Genomic DNA, 19,865 nt, shown 5'->3' with positions numbered 1-19,865 from the left:
CGTCAGGGTGCCGGGTACTCGACCGCCAGCACTTCCAGTTCCTGAACCCCGCCGGGAAGCGCCAGCTTGACCACGTCGCCCACCTTGCTCTTGATCAGGGCTCGGGCCACCGGGGAAATCCAGCTGATCTGGCCCTGGCTGCTGTCGGCTTCGTCGATCCCCATGATGCGCACCGTCGTCTCTTCGCCATCCGAATCCGCGTAGGTGACGGTGGCGCCGAAGAAGACCTGATCGCCGCCATGATGGATGGACGGATCCACCACCTCAGCGATTTCCAGACGCTTGGTCAGGAAGCGGATGCGCCGGTCGATCTCGCGCAGTCGCTTCTTGCCATAAAGGTAGTCACCGTTCTCGGAACGGTCGCCGTTGCTGGCCGCCCAATGCACCACGTCGACGATCCTGGGGCGCTCTTCGTCGATGAGTTGCATCAGCTCGGCGCGCAAGCGGTCGTAACCGGCGCGTGTGATGTAGTTCTTGCCGCCCGGGGCAACCACCACTGCCGGACTGTCCTCATCGTCGTCCTCGTGGTCGGACTCACGGGTAAATGCCTTGCTCATGTGATGCCATCCGCTGAAGGGATACACGAACGAAACGGATTCGCCAAAGAAAAAAGCCTGCAGCGTTGGCTGCAGGCTTTTTATTTGGCGCGGCTGGCAGGATTCGAACCCACGACCCCTTGGTTCGTAGCCAAGTACTCTATCCAACTGAGCTACAGCCGCTGAAGCATGAAGTATAGCATGGTTTTTTGGCGCTTGACCAGCCCCCTGATTTTCTTGGGCAACAGTGCTGGATTGCCTACACTGCGCGCCAGGGGGAAGATGACATGAACGCATCCTGTCGACATGGCTTTCTGTGGCTCATGGCCGCCCTGCTGGTATCGACCACCTTGTCGGCACACGCTCAAGGCCCCTCGCTGCGCGAGCGGCTGGCCGCCCGCCAGAAGGCACCCGACATGCCTGAACTGCAGAGCGTGGTGCTGTCGCATCAGGGGCTGGAGCGACGTTACCTGCTGCACGTCCCTCGCTCGTTGAACCCGGCAAGACCAGCACCGCTGATCCTGGCCTTTCACGGCGGTGGCGGACACGCCGAGTTCATGGCGGATGATGCCCGCTACGGTCTGCGCTCGCTGGCCGATCGCGAAGGCGTGGTGGTGGCCTTCCCCAACGGCTACAGCCGATGGCCTGGGGACAAGCTGGCCACCTGGAATGCCGGCCATTGCTGTGGCGACGCCCGCGACAAGGCGATCGACGACGTGGCCTTCGCGCGTGCGGTGGTGGCAGACATCGGTTCACGCACGGCCATCGATCCGGACAGGGTGTACGCCACCGGCATGTCCAACGGCGGCATGATGGCCTACCGCCTGGCATGCGAAGCCGCCGATGTGTTCCGCGCCGTCGCTGCGGTGGCCGGCACGGACGCGACCCTGGCCTGTCAGCCTGCCCGGCCGGTCAGCGTGCTGCACATCCATGCCCGGGACGACACCCATGTGCTCTACCAGGGTGGCGCAGGGGAAGGGGCGTTTCGTGACCGCTCCAAGGTGATGGACTTTGTCTCGGTCCCCGAGACCGTGGAACGCTGGATCGTGCGCAACCGTTGCACCGGGGCACCCCGTCCGGTCTTGCAGCGCGACGGCGCACGATGCGAAGTGACCGAATCCTGTGACGGTCGTGCACGTGTCCAGCTGTGCGTCACGGAGACGGGAGGACATTCCTGGCCCGGAGCCAGCGTCGTGCGACGTGGCAAGGAGCCCGCCAGCCAGGCACTGGACGCCAGTCGGGTGATCTGGGAATTCTTCAGCCAAGCCCCCTCGCGTTGAGGAGCCTGCGATGATGGGTTGGTAGGGCGTGCTGGGCTCGAACCAGCGACCAAGGGATTATGAGTCCCCTGCTCTGACCAACTGAGCTAACGCCCCACCGAACCCGCTATTGTAGGACGGGCAACGGCCTCACTTGCCGTGGCTCAAGGCGTTGGTCACCAGCTTGGCGGTCACGTCGACGATCTGGATCATCCGGTCGTAGGGCATGCGCTGGGGGCCGATCACCCCCAGTGTGCCGACCACCTGCCCGTCCACCTCGTACGGTGCAGTCACGACCGACAGGTCCTCGAAAGGCACCACCTGGCTTTCACCACCAATATAGATGCGCACCCCGTCGGCCTGGGCCGACACGTCCAGCAGGCGCGCCAGCTGGGTCTTCTGCTCGAACAGGTCGAACATGCGGCGCAGGTTGTCCATGTCGCTGGAAAACTCGCTGACCGACAGCAGGTTGCGTTCACCGGCCACCACCACCTTGTCCTGCTCGGCGCCGGCCTCGCTGCCGATGTCCACCGCCACCTTCATCAGCTCGGCGATCTCGCTGCGCAGGGCTTCCAGTTCCGATTTCAGTCGCTCACGCACCGACTCCATGGCCAGGCCGGAGTAGTGGGCGTTGAAGAAATTTGCGGCTTCCTGCAGCTGGGACTGCGTCAGCTGGGTCTGGGTGTGGATCACGCGGTTCTGCACATCTCCGTCGGGCGAGACCAGGATCACCAGCACCCGCCGGTCGGACAGGCTGAGAAACTCGATGTGACGGAACACGGTCGCCCGCCGGGGAGCCATCACCACGCCCACAAAATGGGACAGGTTGGACAGCATCTGGGCCGCGTGGCTGATCACCCGCTGTGGCTGGGCACTTTCCAGGGCCGGTGCCGTCAGCTCACCCATGCCGGCCAACTCCTCGCGCCGCACCGTGAGCATGGTGTCCACAAACAGGCGGTAGCCCCGCGCGGTCGGAATGCGGCCTGCCGATGTGTGGGGACTGGCGATCAGACCCAGTTCCTCCAGATCACTCATGACGTTGCGGATCGTCGCCGGCGACAGCTCCAGACCCGTTGCCTTGGCCAGCGTGCGCGACCCCACCGGCTGTCCGTCGGCGATGTAACGCTCGACCAGCGCTTTGAGCAACAGTTTGGAACGGTCATCCATCATGGTTCATCCATTTTACGGAGGATGGTCGGCCCTTGCCTGCAGCCCCGGCAAGGGCTTGCCTGCAGCAAGGCCCTGCCTGCCTATGCTGTAATCCGCGCATGATCCAGTCCTCCGTTCCGCAAGGCGCCACGCTTCGGCCGCGCACACTGCGCTTTGCGCATGTGGCCATCATCGGCAAATACCAGGCGCCGGGCTCCAGGCACGCGGTGGAAGAGATCGCGCACTTTCTGCACGACGAAGGCTGCGATGTCTCCCTGGAAAAGGACACCGCCCTGAACACGGGTCTGAGCCAGTATGCCGCGCTGGACGTGCCGGCCATCGGTCGCGACTGCAACCTGGCCCTGGTCGTGGGGGGCGACGGCACGATGCTGGGCATCGGCCGACAGCTGGCCCGCTATGGCGTCCCGCTGATCGGCATCAACCAGGGGCGCCTGGGCTTCATCACCGACCTCCCGTTCGAGGATTTCCGGCAGCGGCTGGGACCCATGCTGCGCGGCGAGTACGAAGAGGACGCCCGATCGTTGATGGCCGCCAGTGTCTGGCGTGACGGCCGCTGCGTGTTCGAGGCCACCGCCCTCAACGATGTGGTCGTCAACCGCAGCGGTGTGGCCAGCATGATCGAACTGCGGGTCGAGGTGGACGGCCACTTCGTGGCCAACCAGCGGGCCGACGGCCTGATCATCGCGACCCCCACCGGTTCCACCGCATATGCGCTGTCGGCCGGCGGACCCATGTTGCACCCCGCCATCGATGGCTGGGTGATGGTGCCGATTGCCCCCCACACGCTGTCCAACCGGCCGGTGGTGCTGTCCTCGCACAGCGAGATCGCCGTCGAGATCGTGGCGGGCAAGGACGCCAGCGCCAATTTCGACATGCAGACGCTCACCAGCCTGATGCACGGTGACCGCATCGTGGTCCGGCGCTCCCCCCATTCGCTGCGGCTGCTGCACCCGGTGGGCTGGAGCTATTTCGACACCCTGCGCATGAAACTCCACTGGAACGAAGGCGCCTGATTTCCGGGCCACAATACACGGCATCCGACCCTTTCCTGTCCGATACGCCGTCCTTCCGACCACCATGAGCCTTCGCCGTATTGCCCTGCGAGACTTTGTCATCGTTCCCGAGCTCGAGCTCGACGTGGGTCCCGGGTTCAGTGTCCTGACCGGGGAAACCGGCGCCGGCAAATCCATCCTGATTGACGCCCTGCAACTCGCGTTGGGCGCCAGGGCTGAGGCCGGTGTGGTGCGCGAGGGTGCTGCCCGTTGCGAAATCAGCGCGGAGTTCGACACGCCGGCTGCCATCCGCAGCTGGCTGGACGATCAGGGCTTTGCCGGAGAGGACACGCTGCTGCTGCGGCGCACCGTCGACAGCGAAGGTCGCAGCCGGGGCTGGATCAACGGCAGCGCTGCCACGATGGCCCAGCTCAAGGCCCTGGCCGACCATCTGGTCGACATTCATGGCCAGCACGCCTGGCAGAGCCTGACGCGCGCCGACGCGGTGCGCCAGTTGCTGGACGCCTACGCGGGTGTGGACACCGCACCGGCCCTTCGTCTCTGGAACGCGTGGCGGCTGGAGCGTCGGCGACTGGACGAGGCCACCGAACGCCAGGCCAGTCTGCAGCAGGAAAGCGAGCGGCTGTCCTGGCAGATCGGTGAACTGGACAAGCTGGCGCCGGGGGAAGACGAGTGGGATGAACTGAACGCCCGCCACAGCCGCCTGGCCAACGCCCAGGCGCTGCAGGAAGCTGCGCAGACGGCCATTCACGCCCTGGATGAAGGCGAAGAAAACGCGGCCGGCATGATTCACCGCGCCCTGCAGGCCTTGCAGGCCCAGGCCGCGATCGAGCCCGCCTTTTCGTCGCCAGTCGAAGCGCTGGAAGCGGCTCTGGCCCAGGTCCAGGACACGGTCCACAGCCTTCACCAGTACGGGCGCCACGGCGATCTGGACCCTTCCGACCTTCAGGCGCTGGACGAGCGCCTGTCGCAGTGGCTGTCGCTGTCCCGGCGTTTCCGTCGCCCCCCCGAGGAACTGCCCGCACTCCTGGCGCAATGGAAAGCCGAACTGGCGCGACTCGACGAAGCCCTCGATCTGGACGCTTTGCAGGCCAGCGAGCGGCGAGCGTTCAAGGCCTTCGATACGGAATGCCGGCGCATCGGCAAGCAGCGCGCCGACAGCGCCCCGCGCCTGGCCAAGGCCGTGACCGCGGCCATGCAGGAGCTGGGTATGCAGGGCGGGCTGTTCGAGGTGGCACTCAACCGGCTGGACGAGCCTCAGGCCCATGGCTGGGAACAGGTCGAGTTCCTGGTGGCCGGTCATGCCGGGGTCACGCCACGCCCGGTAGGCAAGGTAGCCTCGGGTGGCGAACTCTCGCGCATCGCCCTGGCCATCTCGGTGGTGACCAGCCAGCTGGGGCAGGCACCTACCCTGATCTTCGACGAAGTGGATTCCGGCATCGGTGGTGCGGTGGCCCACACGGTCGGTCGCCTGTTGAGCCAGCTGGGACAGGACCGCCAGGTGCTGGCCGTCACGCACCTGGCCCAGGTGGCTGCCAGTGCGCACCACCACCTGCTGGTGAGCAAACGCCTGAGTGGCAGCCAGACCGAAAGCGGTGTGACCATCATCGATGCCGAATCGCGTGTGCGCGAGCTCGCCCGAATGCTCGGCGGCAATGACCGGTCTGAAGCCTCACTGGCCCATGCCCGCGAACTGCTGGGAGCCTGACGTGACCCGGACCATGGATGCGCCCCCCATTGAGCTCGTGCTGATCACAGGCATGTCCGGCTCGGGCAAGTCGGTGGCCCTGACCGCGCTGGAGGACCTGGGGTTCTATTGCGTGGACAACCTGCCGCCCGAACTGCTCGATGCGTTCATTGCCCTGGAGCAAAGCCACCGCGCCGAACGGGTGGCGATCGCCATGGACGTGCGAAGCGCCCGATCGCTGCCCGGGCTGCCCGCCCGTCTCGATGCGCTGCGGCATCACCCGGGACGTCCGGTGCACCTGACCACCCTGTTTCTGGACGCCGCCACCGACGCCCTGGTCAGGCGTTTTTCGGAGACCCGTCGCCGCCACCCGCTCTCGCTCAAGCAGTCCGACGACCAGCGGCGCGCACTGACCGAAGCGATCGAGCATGAGCGCGAGCTGCTGGCCGAGCTGCGTGAGCACGCCCTGGTGCTGGACACCAGCATCATCCGGCCCGCCCAGTTGCGCAGCCACATCAAGGAGCTGCTCGGCACCACCAGTTCGCCGCTGACGCTGGTGTTCGAGTCCTTCGCGTTCAAACGGGGCATCCCCACCGATGCGGACTTCGTCTTCGATGTGCGGATGCTGCCCAATCCCCACTACGACCCGCAACTGCGCCCGCTGACGGGCCGGGACGCCCCGGTGGCCGACTACCTGGCCAGCCAAGCCGGTGTGGCGCGCATGGCCGATCACATCACCGGCTTTCTTGAGCACTGGTTGCCGCAGATGCTCGAAGACCACCGCAGCTATGTGACCGTGGCGATCGGCTGCACCGGTGGTCAGCACCGCTCGGTCTACCTCAGTGAGCTGCTGGCCAAACGGTTTGCCGCCGATTGGACCACCCGCATCCGGCACCGGGAAATCGAGGCCTGGCCCACACCACCCTCCCGCTCCGCCGAAGGCAGCGCCACGGCCTGAGCGCCACCCCCCTCAGAAGCCGGCCAGCAGCTCCCGAACGGGTGTGGGCATGCCCACCTCAGCGAGCCGGGACAGGGGCAACCATTGGCCGGGGCCACCAGGCTGCCAGTCGCCGCTGACCGCCACCGACAGGGGGTGGAGCCGAAGTTCACGGTGGGTGAGTGCATGGCCCCTCACCGGCAGCACCGTGGCTGCGTCCAGTCCACCGGGCACCTGCTGGGCAGCATCCGACTCGGATGCGAACACGGGCAGGCAGTGGAGTCCAGCCCAGATGCCCGGCGCAGGCCGCCTCTCCAGCCAAACCTCGGCCCCGTCCGATCCCTCTCGCAGCAGCGCCAGCAACCACCAGCTTTCGTGTCGCCGGACTGCGCGCTGCGACTTCACGGGAAAGCGCGCGGGATCCCCCTGGAGGCGCCCCCGGCAGAGCCCGGACATGGGGCACACCACACAGGCGGGTTTGCTGCGGGTGCACACGGTGGCCCCCAGATCCATCAGACCCTGCGTGTAAGCCTGCATGTCGGCCAGCGAGGGGGCAAGCGGCGCCAGCTGCTGCGCCGCCTCCCACAGGGACGCCTGCCCGGCCGCCTGGGCCAGATCACCCTCGTAGGCCAGCAACCGGGACAGCACCCGACGGACATTGCCATCGGCGATCGACACGCGCTCGCCGTGACAGAAGGCGGCAATGGCCGCCGCTGTCGAGGCGCCGATGCCTGGCAACTTCTGCAACTCCTGCCAGCTGAAGGGAAACACCCCGCCGTATTCGCTGACCACCATCTGGGCACAGCGATGCAGGTTGCGCGCGCGGCTGTAGTAGCCCAGCCCACTCCACAGCGCCATGACCTCGTCCGTGCTCGCAGCGGCCAACGCCTGCACGGTGTCAAACCGTGCCAGGAAGCGCGGGTAGTACGACAGCACCGTCGACACCTGGGTCTGCTGCAACATGATTTCGGACAGCCAGACCCGGTAAGGATCGCGGGTGCCCTGCCACGGCAACCCATGCCGGCCGCAACGGCGTTGCCAGTCGATCAGCGCCGGCGCGAAGGCCTCAACAATGTCGGCAGGCACCGCCAGCGACAGCGCCGGCGACCTCGGCGCACTCATGCGGTGACGGCCGCCGGCTTCTGGACACCGTCTCCCGCCACCAGCGCGCTGGTGAGTTCGGCCAGCTTGGCATCGAGCAGCAGCAACTCGCCCTGCTGCTTCTGCAGTTCCCGGATGCGCTCATCCAGACCGCCAGCGGCCTGCTGGATGCGGGAGACCGCCTCAATCCGGCGGGCAAAGTTGCGCCGCCGCTCACGCAACTGGGCATCCAGCTGGGAGGCCGCAGACTTGTTCCACAACTCCACCTCGTTGACCGCCGAGTCGTAGACCACGCGCAGGCGGCTCATCAGCGCCCTGGCCAGACGCTCGCCAAACTCGGGCTGCGCCAGCCTCAAGGCATTGCCCAGACTCAGGTACTGCAGGTGGCTCTTCTCGATCTGATCCAGATCCCGGGCACAGCTCTCCAACTGCGGCGCGGCAGGCGGCTGCAGGGAGAAACCGTACTCCGCATTGAGATTGCGGAAGCTGCCTTCCAGCATGGACTGGATTTCGCCCACCAGCCGGACCGCACTGCCCAGATCAGCCCGCAAGCGGTCGAAGGTCTCGCTGTACGCCCTGCGAACGCCCAGCTTGATGCCCGGCTGCTTGAGCGCCTTGGCCAGCGCACTGACTTCCTTCTTCAGGTGGGAACTGCTGAGCAGGGCAAACAGTTCGCGCAGCAGACGCAGATGCACCGAGCGGACCGCCTGGATCTTGGCGCCGCTGGCGTCGAAATCGGCCTGTTCCTGCTCGATGCGCAGCCGCATCTGCTTGATGACGCCGGCATTCTTGCCACGCAGGCCGTCCAGCTCCTGCATCTGCTCGACGATGTCACGGGTGCGGGTTCGCACCAGTCGCCCGGTATCCTGCCGCAGGGCCTCGATGCCCTTGCTCACGGCGGACTGCAGGATCTGGCGGCGCTGGCCGATCAGGCCCACACCCAGCGCCTTTTCCAGCTCGGCCAGCCGGCTGGCCTTGAGCAGCTCGTCGTCCCGGTTGACCTTGGCCAGCAGGCCCTTCTGGGCCGAGACCGCCAGCACCTGCGTCGGCGAGATACCGAGCACGTCGGCCGAATCGCTGCGCTGGGAGGCGATCTGCAACTGAACCTGTTCGGGCGAGCTGAGCTCGTCCCACATGGTGTCGATCTTGTTGAGCACCACCAGCCGCGATTCGGGCGTGTTGCCCAGGGCACTGAGGTGCTGGCGCCAGATGGTCAGGTCCGACTTGGTCACGCCGGTGTCGGCCGCCAGGATGAACACCACGGCATGCGCCTGGGGCAAGAGGCTCACCGTCAACTCGGGCTCGGCGCCGATCGCATTCAGGCCGGGGGTATCCAGAATCACCAGGCCCTGCTTGAGCAGGGGGTGCGCCATGTTGATGAGCGCATGGCGCCATTTGGGCACCTCGACCAGGCCGTCGGCCCCCAGCGGCGGGTTGTCATCGGGCAACTCGTCGTTCCAGAACCCGAGGGCACGCGCCTCGTCCTGGGTGACACGCCGGACCTCGGCCACTTTCTGGATGGCCTTGGCCAACTGCTTGGGATCGTTGACGTCCAGATCGACCCGCTCCCACTTGCCTGGCGCATTGCGCCAGTCCAGCAGGGATTGCGGTTGCAGGCGGGTTTCGATGGGAAGCAGGCGGATGCAGGGAGGCACCTCGGCGTCGTAGCCCAGCTCGGTCGGACACATGGTGGTGCGCCCTGCACTGGCCGGCATGATCCGGCGCCCGTAGCCGGCAAAGAACACCGCGTTGATCAGTTCCGACTTGCCGCGCGAGAACTCGGCCACGAACGCCACCATGATCCGGTCATCCTTGACCTGGGCATGCAACTGGTCAAGACGCTCGCGGATGGCCGGATCCATCAGGTCGTGGTCATTGAGCCACTCGGCCAGCAGCTTCAGGCGCAGCGCAAACTGCTTGCGCCAGGTGCCGTGTTCGTCCAGTTCCTGATTGAATGTCATGGGGTCTCTTTTCCTCTGCCAGTCAATATAGCATCGCGTCCATGCAAGGCCCTTGCGGTCAACGCTCTCACGGCTTCTGGCAGCTCGGGCAGTAGTAGGTCGACCGCTGCCCCTGACGTATCTGGCGGATGGCGGTGCCGCAGACGCGGCAGGGCTGCCCAACCCGGCCGTACACCATGGCATCGAGCTGGAAGTAGCCACTTTGCCCCTCGGCACTGCTGAAATCGCGCAGGGTGCTGCCGCCCAGCGCCAGCGCGCGCTGCAGCACCGCCACGATGGCGGCATGCAGCTTGCGGGCGCGCGGCAGGCTGATGCGATCAGCCCGGGTCGTCGGCCGGATGCCTGCCGCAAACAAGGCTTCGCTGGCGTAGATATTGCCCACCCCCACCACCACGTCACCCGCCAACAGAACCTGCTTGATGGGGCTGCGGCGGCGCTTGAGCGCCTGATGAAAGCTCACCGGGTCGAATCCGGCCTCCAGCGGCTCGACGCCCAGGCCGCCCAGCAGCTTGCTCACCACGCCGTCCTGCAGGGAAGTGGCGTAGATGACCGCTCCGAAACGGCGCGGGTCATGCAGCCGCAGGGTGCCGCGGCTGGTGACGATATTCAGATGGTCATGAGGCCCGGAGGGCGGCAACCCCTCACCGAACTGCAAACTGCCCGACATGCCCAAGTGCAGCAGCAGAAAACCCTGGTCCAACTCCAGGATGAGGTATTTGCCCCGCCGGCCCACACCCAGCACCTGCCGGCCGGCCAGATCGACGGGATTGCAGCCCAGGGGCCATCGCAGCGGCTTTCCCAGACTGACGGATGCCACCGAAGCACCGGCGATCCGGCTGGCAAAACTGCGGCGGGTGACTTCGACTTCGGGGAGTTCGGGCATGCGATCGTTGGAACGGTGGGAACGTCGGTCATTGGCCCGGATCACAGAGGACACAGACCCCTTCCATTATGATGAAACGATGACCACCCAGTGCCATCCGGGCCTTCAGCCCCACCTCTCCAGAACACGGCCCCTGCTGAGGCTGTCGACCCTGATGCTGGCACTGGCTGCCGCTGTCGCGCCCGCGCTGTCCCAGGAAGCCACCACACCCACCGCCGACGGGGTGCGCAACTCCCGCTTGGACGCACCCTTGTTCTACCAGTTGCTGCTGGGCGAACTGAATGCCCGGAACGGGGACCCGGGCGCGGCCTACTCGCTGATCCTGGATGCCGCCAGGCGCGAGCGTGATGCCGGCCTCTACCGTCGAGCCGTCGAAATTGCCCTGCAAGGCCGTTCTGGCGACTCGGCCCTGGTCGCGGCCAGAGCCTGGGCACAAGCCATGCCGGAGTCCGGGGAAGCCGACCGTTTCGTCCTGCAGATCCTCCTGGCGCTCAACCGTCCGGGGGAAACCGCCCCGACGCTGCGCGCCATCGTCGAGCGCGCACCTGCGACCGAACGGGTGGACACCATCAATGCCATTCCGCAGACCTTTGCCCGGGTGACGGACAAGGCGGCGGCACTGCAGGAGGTTCGCAAGGCGCTGGCCAGCCATCTGTCGCGGGCGGACACCGGACCGGCCGCCTGGACGACGGTCGGCCGGATGGAGCTGGCAGCCAATCTGACCGGCGATGCGCTGAAGTCGGCTGCACAAGGCCTGCAACTGGACCCGGCCTCGCCTTATCCTGCCCTCTTGGCCATTGAACTGGTCGAACGCGGCCAGGGCGAGGCCGAGGTGCTGGTGCGCCGCCACCTGGCCGACGCGAGGACACCCGCCGACTCACCGGTTCCCCTGGCCTACGCCCGTCTGCTGCTGGACCTGCAACGGTCTGCCGACGCCCGCACCCTGCTGGACAAGCTGACCCGCGAACAACCGGATCTGGCCGAGCCCTGGCTGTTGCTGGGCACCGTGCAGGCCCAGGACAACCCACCGCAAGCGGCCGAAGCGTCTCTGCAGCGCTACCTGTCGCTGGCGCGCGCGTCGGGTGACGAACGCCTTTTGCGAGGCGCCACCCAGGCCTATCTGCTGCTGGCCCAGGTGGCGGAAAAGCGCGGCGATTTCCAGGGCGCCACCGCCTGGCTGGACCGGATCGAGAACGGCAACGACATCATGGCGGCGCAGATGCGACGGGCCTCCCTGCTGGCCCGGCAGGGGCGCCTGGATGAAGCACGCGCGCTGCTGCGCGCCCACCCCGAGCGGCGCCCCGAAGATGCACGGGTGAAACTGGTGGCCGAGGCGCAGTTGCTGCGAGATGCCAAGGCCTGGCAGCAGGCCTACGAGGTTTACGCCCAGGCCGTGGCGCGATTCCCCGAGGAAACCGACCTCCTCTATGACCAGGCCATGGTGGCCGAGAAGGCCGGGCGTCTGGACGACATGGAGCGGCTGCTGCGCGAACTGATCGCCAAGCGCCCCGACAACCACCACGCGTACAACGCCCTGGGCTATGCGCTGGCCGACCGGAACATCCGCCTGGCGGAGGCCAAGGCCCTGATCGAAAAGGCCGTCGCCATGGCGCCCGACGACGCCTACATCCAGGACAGCCTCGGCTGGGTGGAGTTTCGCCTGGGCAATCTGCCCCGCGCCCGGGAGATCCTGCAGGCGGCCTACCGCAAGAAACCCGACGCCGAAATTGCCGCTCACCTGGGCGAGGTGCTTTGGCTCTCCGGTCAGAAGGAAGAGGCGCTTCGCGTCTGGCGCGAAGGCCTGCTTCAAGGCAGCGACAACGAAACCCTGCAATCGACCCTGCAGCGGTTTCAGGTCAAACCGTGACGACTGGGCCCACGAGGCGGACGGGACGCATCGGCCCATCCCGTCGCATTTTGCTGTCTGCCGCCCTGATGACGGCCCTGGCGGGCTGTGCGAGCCCCAGGGCGACACGCACCGCCGGCAGCCAGAAGACATGGTCAGGCCGGCTGGCCCTGCAGGTGGACGGTGACCCGCCGCAGTCCTTTCATGCCGGCTTCGAACTGACCGGACAGCCCGCCGAGGGTGAGCTGCGCCTCACGTCCCCCCTGGGTACCCTTCTGGCGCTGGTGCAATGGTCTGCCGAAGGGGCCACCCTGACGCAAGGGAGCCAGGTCACGCGGCACGCCAGCGTCGAGGATCTGGTCACCACGCTGGGCGGGGCGCCGCTTCCGGTCAAAGCCCTGTTTGACTGGCTGCAGGACCAGCCCGCCGATGTGCCGGGATGGTCGGCCGATCTGTCGCGGCTGTCCGAAGGGCGCATCGTGGCCCAGCGCCAGTCACCCGCCCCCCTTGCCAACCTGCGCATCATTCTGGATCCATGACCCCTGTTCAATCGGGCGGCGCCCTCCCGCGACTGATGGGGCTGCCTGCGCCCGCCAAACTCAACCTCTTCCTGCACATCACCGGCCGTCGGGCCGATGGCTATCACTTGCTGCAATCGGTGTTCATGCTTATCGACTGGCAGGACACCATCGATCTGGACCTGCGCCAGGACGGGCAGATCACCCGCGAGGATCTGGGTAGCCCCACGCCACTTCCCGAGCGCGACCTGTGCGTGCGGGCTGCAGAGGCCCTGCGCGAGGCCACCGGCTGCACCCTGGGAGCGCACATCCGCCTGCACAAGCGCATTCCAGCCGAAGCCGGCATGGGCGGAGGCTCATCCGATGCGGCCACCTGCCTGATCGGCCTGAACCGTCTCTGGCAGTTGGGTCTGGATCGCCAGGCCCTGGCCAGCATTGGCCTGCAACTGGGTGCCGATGTGCCTTTTTTCATCCACGGACGCACCGCCTGGGTGGAGGGCGTCGGCGAGATCATCACGCCCGTGCGCTTGCCCCCTTCCCGGTTTGTGGTGGTCAAGCCCCCCACCGGTGCATCGACCCAGCAAATTTTTGCGTCGCCAGATTTGAAACGGGACACAAAAACTGCTACAATGCTGAGCTTTGCTGCTGATGACAACGGTTCAGAAGCTGGCGCCAAGTTGGAGAGTTTTCTGAATCTTCAGAAACTGCTGACCGAAACGCACAACGATCTGCAGCCGGTGGCCCAAAGCCTCTGTCCGGAAGTTTCGCAATGCATCAACTGGCTAAACAGTCAAGGGTTGCAAGGCAGGATGACCGGATCGGGAACGGCGGTGTTTGCTCACCAACCCGACCTGAAGGCGCTGGGCAGCCATCCTGAGGGATGGCGGGTTCAGACATGCAGCAACATGGATGTGCATCCATTGGCCCATTGGCACACAGGTTAGAATACCAGTGCTGCACAGTTGGTCCAGTTGATGGGCAACCAGCGACAATTTCGGTGGACGCCAAGGAAATTCCAAGTCGTCAACCTGCGTAGGGGAGTCGCCAAGTTGGTTAAGGCACCGGATTTTGATTCCGGCATGCGAGGGTTCGAGTCCTTCCTCCCCTGCCAAACCTTTTGATACCGCAGAGACAGGCCGCCTGACAGTACGTTGCGCGGCCTCTTTTTTCGTTGATGCCGCTGGGGACGCCATGCAAGCTGGAAACACCGCCCAAGTTCAGTCGCCGGACTTCATGATCTTCACCGGCAACGCCAATCCGGTGCTGGCGTCCGAGATTGCCCTCCACCTGAACACCCAGCTGGGTGCGGCCAACGTGGGGCGCTTCTCTGACGGCGAAGTCACGGTCGAGATCACGCAGAACGTGCGTGCCCGCCATGTGTTCGTGATTCAGTCGACCTGCGCGCCGACCAACGACAACCTGATGGAACTGCTCATCATGGTCGACGCGCTCAAACGCGCCTCGGCCGAGCGCATTTCCGCGGTCATCCCCTACTTCGGTTACGCGCGTCAGGACCGCCGTCCGCGTTCGAGCCGCGTGCCGATCTCGGCCAAAGTGGTGGCCAACATGCTGCAGACCGTGGGTGTCGACCGCGTGCTGACCATGGACCTGCACGCCGACCAGATCCAGGGCTTCTTCGACATCCCGGTGGACAACATCTACGCGTCGCCTGTGTTGCTGGGTGACCTTCGAGCCAAGAACTACCCTGACCTGCTGGTGGTGTCGCCCGACGTGGGCGGCGTGGTGCGCGCCCGTGCCCTGGCAAAGCAGCTGGGCTGCGACATGGCGATCATCGACAAGCGCCGGCCCAAGGCCAACGTCTCCGAAGTGATGCACGTGATCGGCGATATCGAAGGCCGCAACTGCGTGATCATGGACGACATGATCGATACCGCCGGTACGCTGGTCAAGGCCGCCGAGGTCCTGAAGGAGCGCGGCGCCAAGAACGTGTATGCCTACTGCACCCACCCCATCTTCTCGGGTCCGGCCATCGACCGGATTGCCAAGGGCTCGGCCCTGGACGAGGTGGTGGTGACCAACACCATTCCGCTGTCCCAGGCCGCGCAGGCCTGCAGCAAGATCCGCCAGCTCTCCGTGGCGCCGCTGATGGCCGAGACCATTGCGCGCATTGCCTCGGGCGAGTCGGTCATGAGTTTGTTCGCCGACCAGGACAACCTGTTCTGAGGCAGCAAGAAGCCGGCCGCCACCGTGGCGGCCATTTTGAAACAGAGGCGTTCTGGTCGCGGAACCCCTCAACTGGAGTCAGACATGCAATTCGTCGCTTTTGAGCGTACCAAGCAGGGCACGGGTGCGAGCCGCCGCCTGCGCAACACCGGTCGTGCGCCCGGTATCGTTTTCGGTGGCAGCACCGCCCCCGCCACGATCGAAGTCGATCACAACGCCCTGTGGCACGCCCTGAAAAAGGAAGCCTTCCACGCCTCCATCCTCGACATGGAGCTCAATGGCAAGGTCGAGAAGGTGCTGCTGCGTGACGTGCAGTACCACCCGTTCAAGCCCCTGGTCCTGCACGTGGACTTCCAGCGCGTGGACGAGAAGACCCGCCTGCACAAAAAGGTGCCCCTGCACTTCGTGGGTGCCGAGAACTCGCCGGCCGTCAAGAACGACAAGTGCCTGGTGAATCACGTCGTCACCGAAATCGAGATCGAATGCCTGGCCATGCAGCTGCCCGAGTTCATCGAGGTGGATCTGTCCAAGGTCGAGAAGGGTGCCACCATCCACACGGGTGACCTGAAGCTGCCCAAGGACGTCAAGCTGGTGACCCACGGCCGCAAGGACATCACCATCGCCACGGTGGTGGAGCCGGTCGAGGAAGTCATCGCTGCGCCGGTGGCCGCCGCCGCCGACGACAAGAAGGGCAAGAAGAAGAAGTGATTCTTCCCGGACGCCAACCTGTCCGGACTGTCCTGGGGCCCGCTCTGCGGGCCCTTTTTCTTGGGTCCCCCCCCGATAATCCGACACCATGATCCGACTGATAGCCGGCCTGGGCAACCCGGGCCCCGACTACGAACAGACCCGACACAACGCCGGCTTCTGGTGGGTGGACGAAGCCGCACGCCAGCTGGGCGTGTCGCTGCAGATGGAGCGCGGTCACTTCGGTCTGCTGGCCAGGGCCAACGTGCGCGGGCAGAGCGTCTGGCTGGTGGAGCCGCAGACCTACATGAACCGCTCGGGCCAGGCCGTGGCCTCGGTGGCGCGTTTCTTCAAGATTGCCCCGGAGGAGGTGCTGGTTGTCCACGACGAACTGGATCTGCCGCCCGGCGAAGCCAAGCTCAAGAAAGGCGGAGGCCATGCTGGCCACAACGGACTGCGCGACATCCACGCCCAGCTGGGCAGTCCGGAGTACTGGCGCTTGCGCCTGGGCATCGGTCACCCCGGCAACAAGGCCGAAGTGGCCAACTGGGTCCTCAAGAAACCCTCGCCGGACGACCGGATCGCGATTGCACAGGCCATGGACCGCAGCCTCAAGGCGCTGGGCCACCTGATTGACGGCGAGATGGACAAGGCGACTGCCCTGATTCACACCAGCAAGCCACCCCGTCCAAAACCGCCGCGGCCGCCCAAGACCCCGGCGGCGACGGGTCAAGCGGCAGAGGGTGGCGCCGTGGCAGGCCCTGCGGACGCCAGCGACTGACCGGCCTGCTGCAAGCGCTGGTACTTCTGCCACAGCGTCTCGCGGTTTTCCACGTGCTGCGGATCGACCGGGATGCACTCCACCGGACACACCTGCACGCACTGAGGTTCATCGAAGTGGCCCACGCACTCGGTGCAACGGTTCGGGTCGATCTGGTAGTACTCCTCACCCATCGAGATGGCCTGGTTGGGGCACTCGGGCTCGCAGACATCGCAGTTGATGCACTCGGCGGTGATCATCAGGGCCATGGTGAATCCCTCAAGCCTGCAAGGGAGGCGTGCGCAGGCGATCGGCCACGGAGGGACTGACCATCTGGGACACATCGCCACCGAGCTTCGCAATCTCGCGCACCAGGGTGCTGGAGATGCACTGGGTCTCTGCCTGCGGCAGCAGGAACACGGTTTCTACGGCCGGATTGAGCTTGCGGTTCATGGCCGCCATCTGGGCTTCATAGTCGAAGTCGGTCAGGTTACGGATGCCGCGCACCACGGCGCAGGCGCCCTGCTCGCGGCAGAAGTCCATGATCAGTCCGTCAAACGGCAGGACGCGGATCCGGGAACCCTCGGCGGAGAGGGCCTCGGCCGCCATGGCCATGCGCTCATGCAGGGTGAATCGTGTCTTCTTGTGGTGCGCGATCGCCACCGCGATGATCAGCTCATCGAACATCCGCGCGGCACGGCGGGCCACATCCTCATGACCCAGGGTGATGGGATCGAAGGTGCCGCTGTAGACAGCAATGCGGCCACTGGCCGGCCTGGAAAGCTCGGAACTCATCCTTGAATTATGCGCGAGGGGCCCGCCAGCACTCAGTCGACCGCCAAAGTCCGCAACAGGTGAAAGGCCACCTGCCCTGCCCGGCCCTGCCGGTGCACCTGCAGGCCCAGGCTCGCCAGGGCGTCGGCCGTCCACACCACGGGGGCCTCCAGGTAGATCAGGCCGTTGACGCCAATGGCGCCCCGCGCAGCCTGCAGGGCCGACCGGAATAGCGCCTCGTTGCCTCCGTCCCCGAACGGCGGATCCAGAAAAACGAGATCCAGGGCAGCACCCTGTCGTTGCCGCATGGCAGCCAGCGCGTCGCCCCGCTCGACCCGGACACTGCCCTCGGCCTTCAGCCGGGTCACGATGGCCTGAAGGCCTTTGGCCAGCGAAGGATCCTGCTCGACCAGCGTAACCTCCGAAGCCCCGCGAGATGCGGCCTCCAGGCCCAGGGCACCACTGCCGGCAAACGCATCCAGGCAGCGCCAGCCGCTGAGGTCCTGCCCCAGCCAGTTGAACAGGGTTTCACGCACCCGCGCGGGCGTGGGCCGCAGTCCCGGCGCATTCTTCACGGGCAAAGGCGTGCGCTTCCACTGCCCTCCGATGATGCGGACCTCTTGCGGGGCCTGCGCGGTAGATGCGGGCGATGGGCGACGGGGGGATGAAGGACGGTTCATGAAGACAGATCGGCCGGGTCAGGCGCAGCCGAGCAGGTCGGCGAGATGCATCAGGTCACGGGCATGCACGGTATTGGCCGAATCGGGGGAAACGTCCTTGGGGCGGGCTGCTCCGAACTCCATGGGACGTTCGATGTAGGCGGTCTGCAGACCACAGGCACGTGCCGCCGCCAGGTCATCCTGATGCGCAGCCACCATCATGACCTTTGCGGGTTCGACATCGAACACCTCGGCCGCGCCGCGGTAGACACGCGGATCAGGCTTGTAGGTACGGAACACCTCCGCCCCCAGCACACAGTCCCAGGGCAAGCCCGCCCGCTTGGCCATGTCGGTCAGGAGGCCGAGATTGCCATTGGACAGCGAGCAGATGGTGAAGCGGCTTTTCAGGCGCGTGAGGCCGCGCACGCTGTCCGGCCAGGGATCAAGCCGGTGCCAGACCAGGTTGAGTGCATGGCGCTGTGTGTCGTCCAGATGGTCCAGGCCAAAGCGCGGCAGGATCCTGTCGAGGATCTCGCGGTGCAGGGTATCGAGCTTGACCCAGCCGCGCCCCCCGGATCGCACGGTCTCCATGGCCGGCTGGTAGCCGGCACGCCAGGCCAGGGCAAAGGCATCGGCATCCACCTGCGGATGACGAGCCAGCACCTCGCGCACGATGCTGCGGTGCCAGTCCACCACCGTGCCGAAAATGTCAAACACCAGAATCTTCGGTTCGGTCATGGGCAAGCCGGGGTCGGTGAGGAAACTGCGAAGATGGACGCTCAGAGAACCTTCAGGCGGACGTTGCCGGCGTCGGCAGGCAGGATCTCGCCCACCTCGGCGGCGGCTTCAAAGCCATGCCGAGCAAACACGTCCAGCACCTGCTGCACCGACTCGGGCGCACAGGCCACCAGCAGGCCGCCACTGGTCTGCGGATCGGTCAGCAGGGCTTGATCCACCGGCTGCAGGCGCCCGGCCAGTTGCACCTCGCTGCCATAGGCGGCCCAGTTGCGGCCGCTGGCGCCGGTGACCATGCCCTGCGCTGCCAGGTCACGCACACCGCCGATCAGTGGCACACGGGCCATGTCGAGCTGGACCGTCGTGCCCGAACCGCGCGCCATTTCCAGCGCGTGCCCCGCCAGACCGAAGCCGGTCACATCGGTCAGGGCATGCACGCCATCGATGGCCGCCAGCTCAGGACCGGGCGTGTTCAGCTTGGTGGTGTTGGCAATCATCTGCGCGTAGCCGTCTGCGCCCAATGCGTCCTTCTTGAGCGCGGCCGAGAGCACACCCACGCCCAGTGGCTTGCCCAGGATCAGGCGGTCACCCACCTTGGCATCGGCGTTGCGCTTGACGCGTTTGGGATGCACCAGACCCATGGCCACCAGTCCGTAGATGGGTTCGACCGAGTCGATGGTGTGGCCGCCCGCGATGGGGATGCCCGCCGCCGCGCAGACGGCGCGCCCGCCTTCGAGGATCTTGCCGATGGTCTCGGTCGACAACACGTTAATGGGCATGCCCACCAGCGCCAGCGCCATGATGGGGGTGCCGCCCATGGCGTACACGTCGCTGATGGCGTTGGTGGCCGCGATGCGACCAAAGTCGAACGGGTCATCGACGATGGGCATGAAAAAGTCGGTGGTGGCGATCAGGGCCTGCTCGTCGTTGAGCTGGTAGACCGCGGCATCGTCGGCGGTCTCGATGCCCACCAGCAGTTCCCGGGGCACCGGCATGGCGGTGGTGCTCTTGAGGATGTCAGACAGCACGCCCGGCGCAATCTTGCAGCCGCAGCCGCCCCCGTGGGAGAGGCTGGTCAGGCGCGGTTGTGCGACGGTCACGGGTGCATTCATCGGGGTCTCCGGTGGTCGGTACGAAAAGGGGTGGAACGGGCGG

The 19,865-nt window shown here is 66.0% G+C and carries 20 protein-coding genes and 3 tRNA genes; 11 read left to right on the top strand and 12 right to left on the bottom strand.

Annotated features, from left to right (window positions below; all coding sequences use genetic code 11):
* Window positions 1-2: 2 nt before the first annotated feature.
* The gene (gene greB / locus ACFQNJ_RS04460) at window positions 3-557 is read right to left on the bottom strand and encodes a transcription elongation factor GreB (protein ID WP_382254182.1); all 555 of its coding nucleotides are present in this window, start codon (window positions 555-557) and stop codon (window positions 3-5) included.
* Window positions 558-642: 85 nt separating this feature from the next.
* A tRNA-Arg gene (locus ACFQNJ_RS04455) sits at window positions 643-719 on the bottom strand.
* A gap of 104 nt (window positions 720-823) precedes the next feature.
* Here ACFQNJ_RS04455 and ACFQNJ_RS04450 point away from each other — a divergent pair.
* Window positions 824-1,816: an extracellular catalytic domain type 1 short-chain-length polyhydroxyalkanoate depolymerase gene (locus ACFQNJ_RS04450; protein ID WP_382254180.1), complete on the top strand. Its 993-nt coding sequence runs from the start codon at window positions 824-826 to the stop codon at window positions 1,814-1,816.
* A gap of 19 nt (window positions 1,817-1,835) precedes the next feature.
* Here ACFQNJ_RS04450 and ACFQNJ_RS04445 read toward each other — a convergent pair.
* Window positions 1,836-1,912: transfer RNA gene (locus ACFQNJ_RS04445), tRNA-Ile, on the bottom strand.
* A 33-nt stretch (window positions 1,913-1,945) separates the two neighbouring features.
* Complete coding sequence (hrcA, locus tag ACFQNJ_RS04440) at window positions 1,946-2,965, bottom strand: heat-inducible transcriptional repressor HrcA (protein WP_382254178.1); 1,020 nt, start codon at window positions 2,963-2,965, stop codon at window positions 1,946-1,948.
* Window positions 2,966-3,063: 98 nt separating this feature from the next.
* Here hrcA and ACFQNJ_RS04435 point away from each other — a divergent pair, with 98 nt between their 5' ends.
* From ACFQNJ_RS04435 to rapZ, 3 genes are all read left to right on the top strand, one after another.
* A complete protein-coding gene (locus ACFQNJ_RS04435; RefSeq protein WP_382254177.1) occupies window positions 3,064-3,978 on the top strand; it encodes an NAD kinase in 915 nt (304 codons plus the stop codon).
* Between the two features lie 64 nt (window positions 3,979-4,042).
* Entirely contained in the window at window positions 4,043-5,686 is a 1,644-nt protein-coding gene (gene recN / locus ACFQNJ_RS04430; protein WP_382254174.1) for a DNA repair protein RecN, read from the top strand.
* 13 nt (window positions 5,687-5,699) lie between these two features.
* Window positions 5,700-6,623, top strand: coding sequence for an RNase adapter RapZ (gene rapZ / locus ACFQNJ_RS04425; protein WP_374642192.1), 924 nt, complete (start codon window positions 5,700-5,702; stop codon window positions 6,621-6,623).
* A 12-nt stretch (window positions 6,624-6,635) separates the two neighbouring features.
* On the opposite strand, the gene mutY is transcribed toward rapZ, so the two are convergent.
* The 3 genes from mutY to mutM form a co-directional block, all read right to left on the bottom strand.
* Complete coding sequence (gene mutY, locus ACFQNJ_RS04420) at window positions 6,636-7,724, bottom strand: A/G-specific adenine glycosylase (protein ID WP_382254170.1); 1,089 nt, start codon at window positions 7,722-7,724, stop codon at window positions 6,636-6,638.
* Window positions 7,721-9,664: a dynamin family protein gene (locus tag ACFQNJ_RS04415; protein WP_382254167.1), complete on the bottom strand. Its 1,944-nt coding sequence runs from the start codon at window positions 9,662-9,664 to the stop codon at window positions 7,721-7,723. The genes mutY and ACFQNJ_RS04415 overlap by 4 nt, the downstream gene beginning before the upstream one ends.
* A gap of 67 nt (window positions 9,665-9,731) precedes the next feature.
* A complete protein-coding gene (mutM, locus tag ACFQNJ_RS04410; protein ID WP_382254164.1) occupies window positions 9,732-10,547 on the bottom strand; it encodes a bifunctional DNA-formamidopyrimidine glycosylase/DNA-(apurinic or apyrimidinic site) lyase in 816 nt (271 codons plus the stop codon).
* 79 nt (window positions 10,548-10,626) lie between these two features.
* On the opposite strand from mutM, the gene ACFQNJ_RS04405 reads away from it, so the two are divergent.
* From ACFQNJ_RS04405 to pth, 7 genes are all read left to right on the top strand, one after another.
* Window positions 10,627-12,414: a tetratricopeptide repeat protein gene (locus ACFQNJ_RS04405; protein ID WP_382254161.1), complete on the top strand. Its 1,788-nt coding sequence runs from the start codon at window positions 10,627-10,629 to the stop codon at window positions 12,412-12,414.
* A gap of 50 nt (window positions 12,415-12,464) precedes the next feature.
* A complete protein-coding gene (locus ACFQNJ_RS04400; RefSeq protein WP_382254159.1) occupies window positions 12,465-12,932 on the top strand; it encodes an outer membrane lipoprotein LolB in 468 nt (155 codons plus the stop codon).
* The gene (gene ispE / locus ACFQNJ_RS04395) at window positions 12,929-13,855 is read left to right on the top strand and encodes a 4-(cytidine 5'-diphospho)-2-C-methyl-D-erythritol kinase (RefSeq protein ID WP_374642150.1); all 927 of its coding nucleotides are present in this window, start codon (window positions 12,929-12,931) and stop codon (window positions 13,853-13,855) included. The genes ACFQNJ_RS04400 and ispE overlap by 4 nt, the downstream gene beginning before the upstream one ends.
* Before the next feature lie 90 nt (window positions 13,856-13,945).
* Window positions 13,946-14,022: transfer RNA gene (locus ACFQNJ_RS04390), tRNA-Gln, on the top strand.
* 80 nt (window positions 14,023-14,102) lie between these two features.
* Window positions 14,103-15,095 carry a ribose-phosphate pyrophosphokinase gene (locus ACFQNJ_RS04385; protein ID WP_374642152.1) on the top strand — a complete coding sequence of 331 codons (993 nt, stop codon included), beginning with the start codon at window positions 14,103-14,105 and terminating at the stop codon, window positions 15,093-15,095.
* An 84-nt stretch (window positions 15,096-15,179) separates the two neighbouring features.
* On the top strand, window positions 15,180-15,803 hold the full coding sequence (locus tag ACFQNJ_RS04380; protein WP_374642154.1) for a 50S ribosomal protein L25/general stress protein Ctc: 624 nt from the start codon (window positions 15,180-15,182) through the stop codon (window positions 15,801-15,803).
* Between the two features lie 88 nt (window positions 15,804-15,891).
* Complete coding sequence (gene pth, locus ACFQNJ_RS04375) at window positions 15,892-16,563, top strand: aminoacyl-tRNA hydrolase (RefSeq protein ID WP_382254154.1); 672 nt, start codon at window positions 15,892-15,894, stop codon at window positions 16,561-16,563.
* On the opposite strand, the gene ACFQNJ_RS04370 is transcribed toward pth, so the two are convergent.
* From ACFQNJ_RS04370 to selD, 5 genes are read right to left on the bottom strand one after another with little or no spacing between them, the layout of a single operon-like run.
* Complete coding sequence (locus ACFQNJ_RS04370; protein ID WP_382254151.1) at window positions 16,512-16,811, bottom strand: YfhL family 4Fe-4S dicluster ferredoxin; 300 nt, start codon at window positions 16,809-16,811, stop codon at window positions 16,512-16,514. The two genes, pth and ACFQNJ_RS04370, sit on opposite strands and share 52 nt — an antisense overlap.
* Window positions 16,812-16,821: 10 nt before the next feature.
* Window positions 16,822-17,337: a pantetheine-phosphate adenylyltransferase gene (gene coaD / locus ACFQNJ_RS04365; protein ID WP_382254148.1), complete on the bottom strand. Its 516-nt coding sequence runs from the start codon at window positions 17,335-17,337 to the stop codon at window positions 16,822-16,824.
* 32 nt (window positions 17,338-17,369) lie between these two features.
* Window positions 17,370-17,996: a 16S rRNA (guanine(966)-N(2))-methyltransferase RsmD gene (gene rsmD / locus ACFQNJ_RS04360; RefSeq protein ID WP_382254145.1), complete on the bottom strand. Its 627-nt coding sequence runs from the start codon at window positions 17,994-17,996 to the stop codon at window positions 17,370-17,372.
* An 18-nt stretch (window positions 17,997-18,014) separates the two neighbouring features.
* Window positions 18,015-18,713 carry a haloacid dehalogenase type II gene (locus ACFQNJ_RS04355; RefSeq protein ID WP_382254143.1) on the bottom strand — a complete coding sequence of 233 codons (699 nt, stop codon included), beginning with the start codon at window positions 18,711-18,713 and terminating at the stop codon, window positions 18,015-18,017.
* 41 nt (window positions 18,714-18,754) lie between these two features.
* A complete protein-coding gene (gene selD / locus ACFQNJ_RS04350; protein WP_382254141.1) occupies window positions 18,755-19,822 on the bottom strand; it encodes a selenide, water dikinase SelD in 1,068 nt (355 codons plus the stop codon).
* Window positions 19,823-19,865 lie beyond the last annotated feature (43 nt).

The sequence above is a fragment of the Hydrogenophaga bisanensis genome (genome assembly GCF_042665135.1).
GTDB classification, from domain to species: Bacteria; Pseudomonadota; Gammaproteobacteria; order Burkholderiales; family Burkholderiaceae_C; genus Hydrogenophaga; species Hydrogenophaga bisanensis.
Note: the sequence above shows the minus strand (reverse complement) of the source record. Positions and strands in the feature narration are given on the sequence as shown.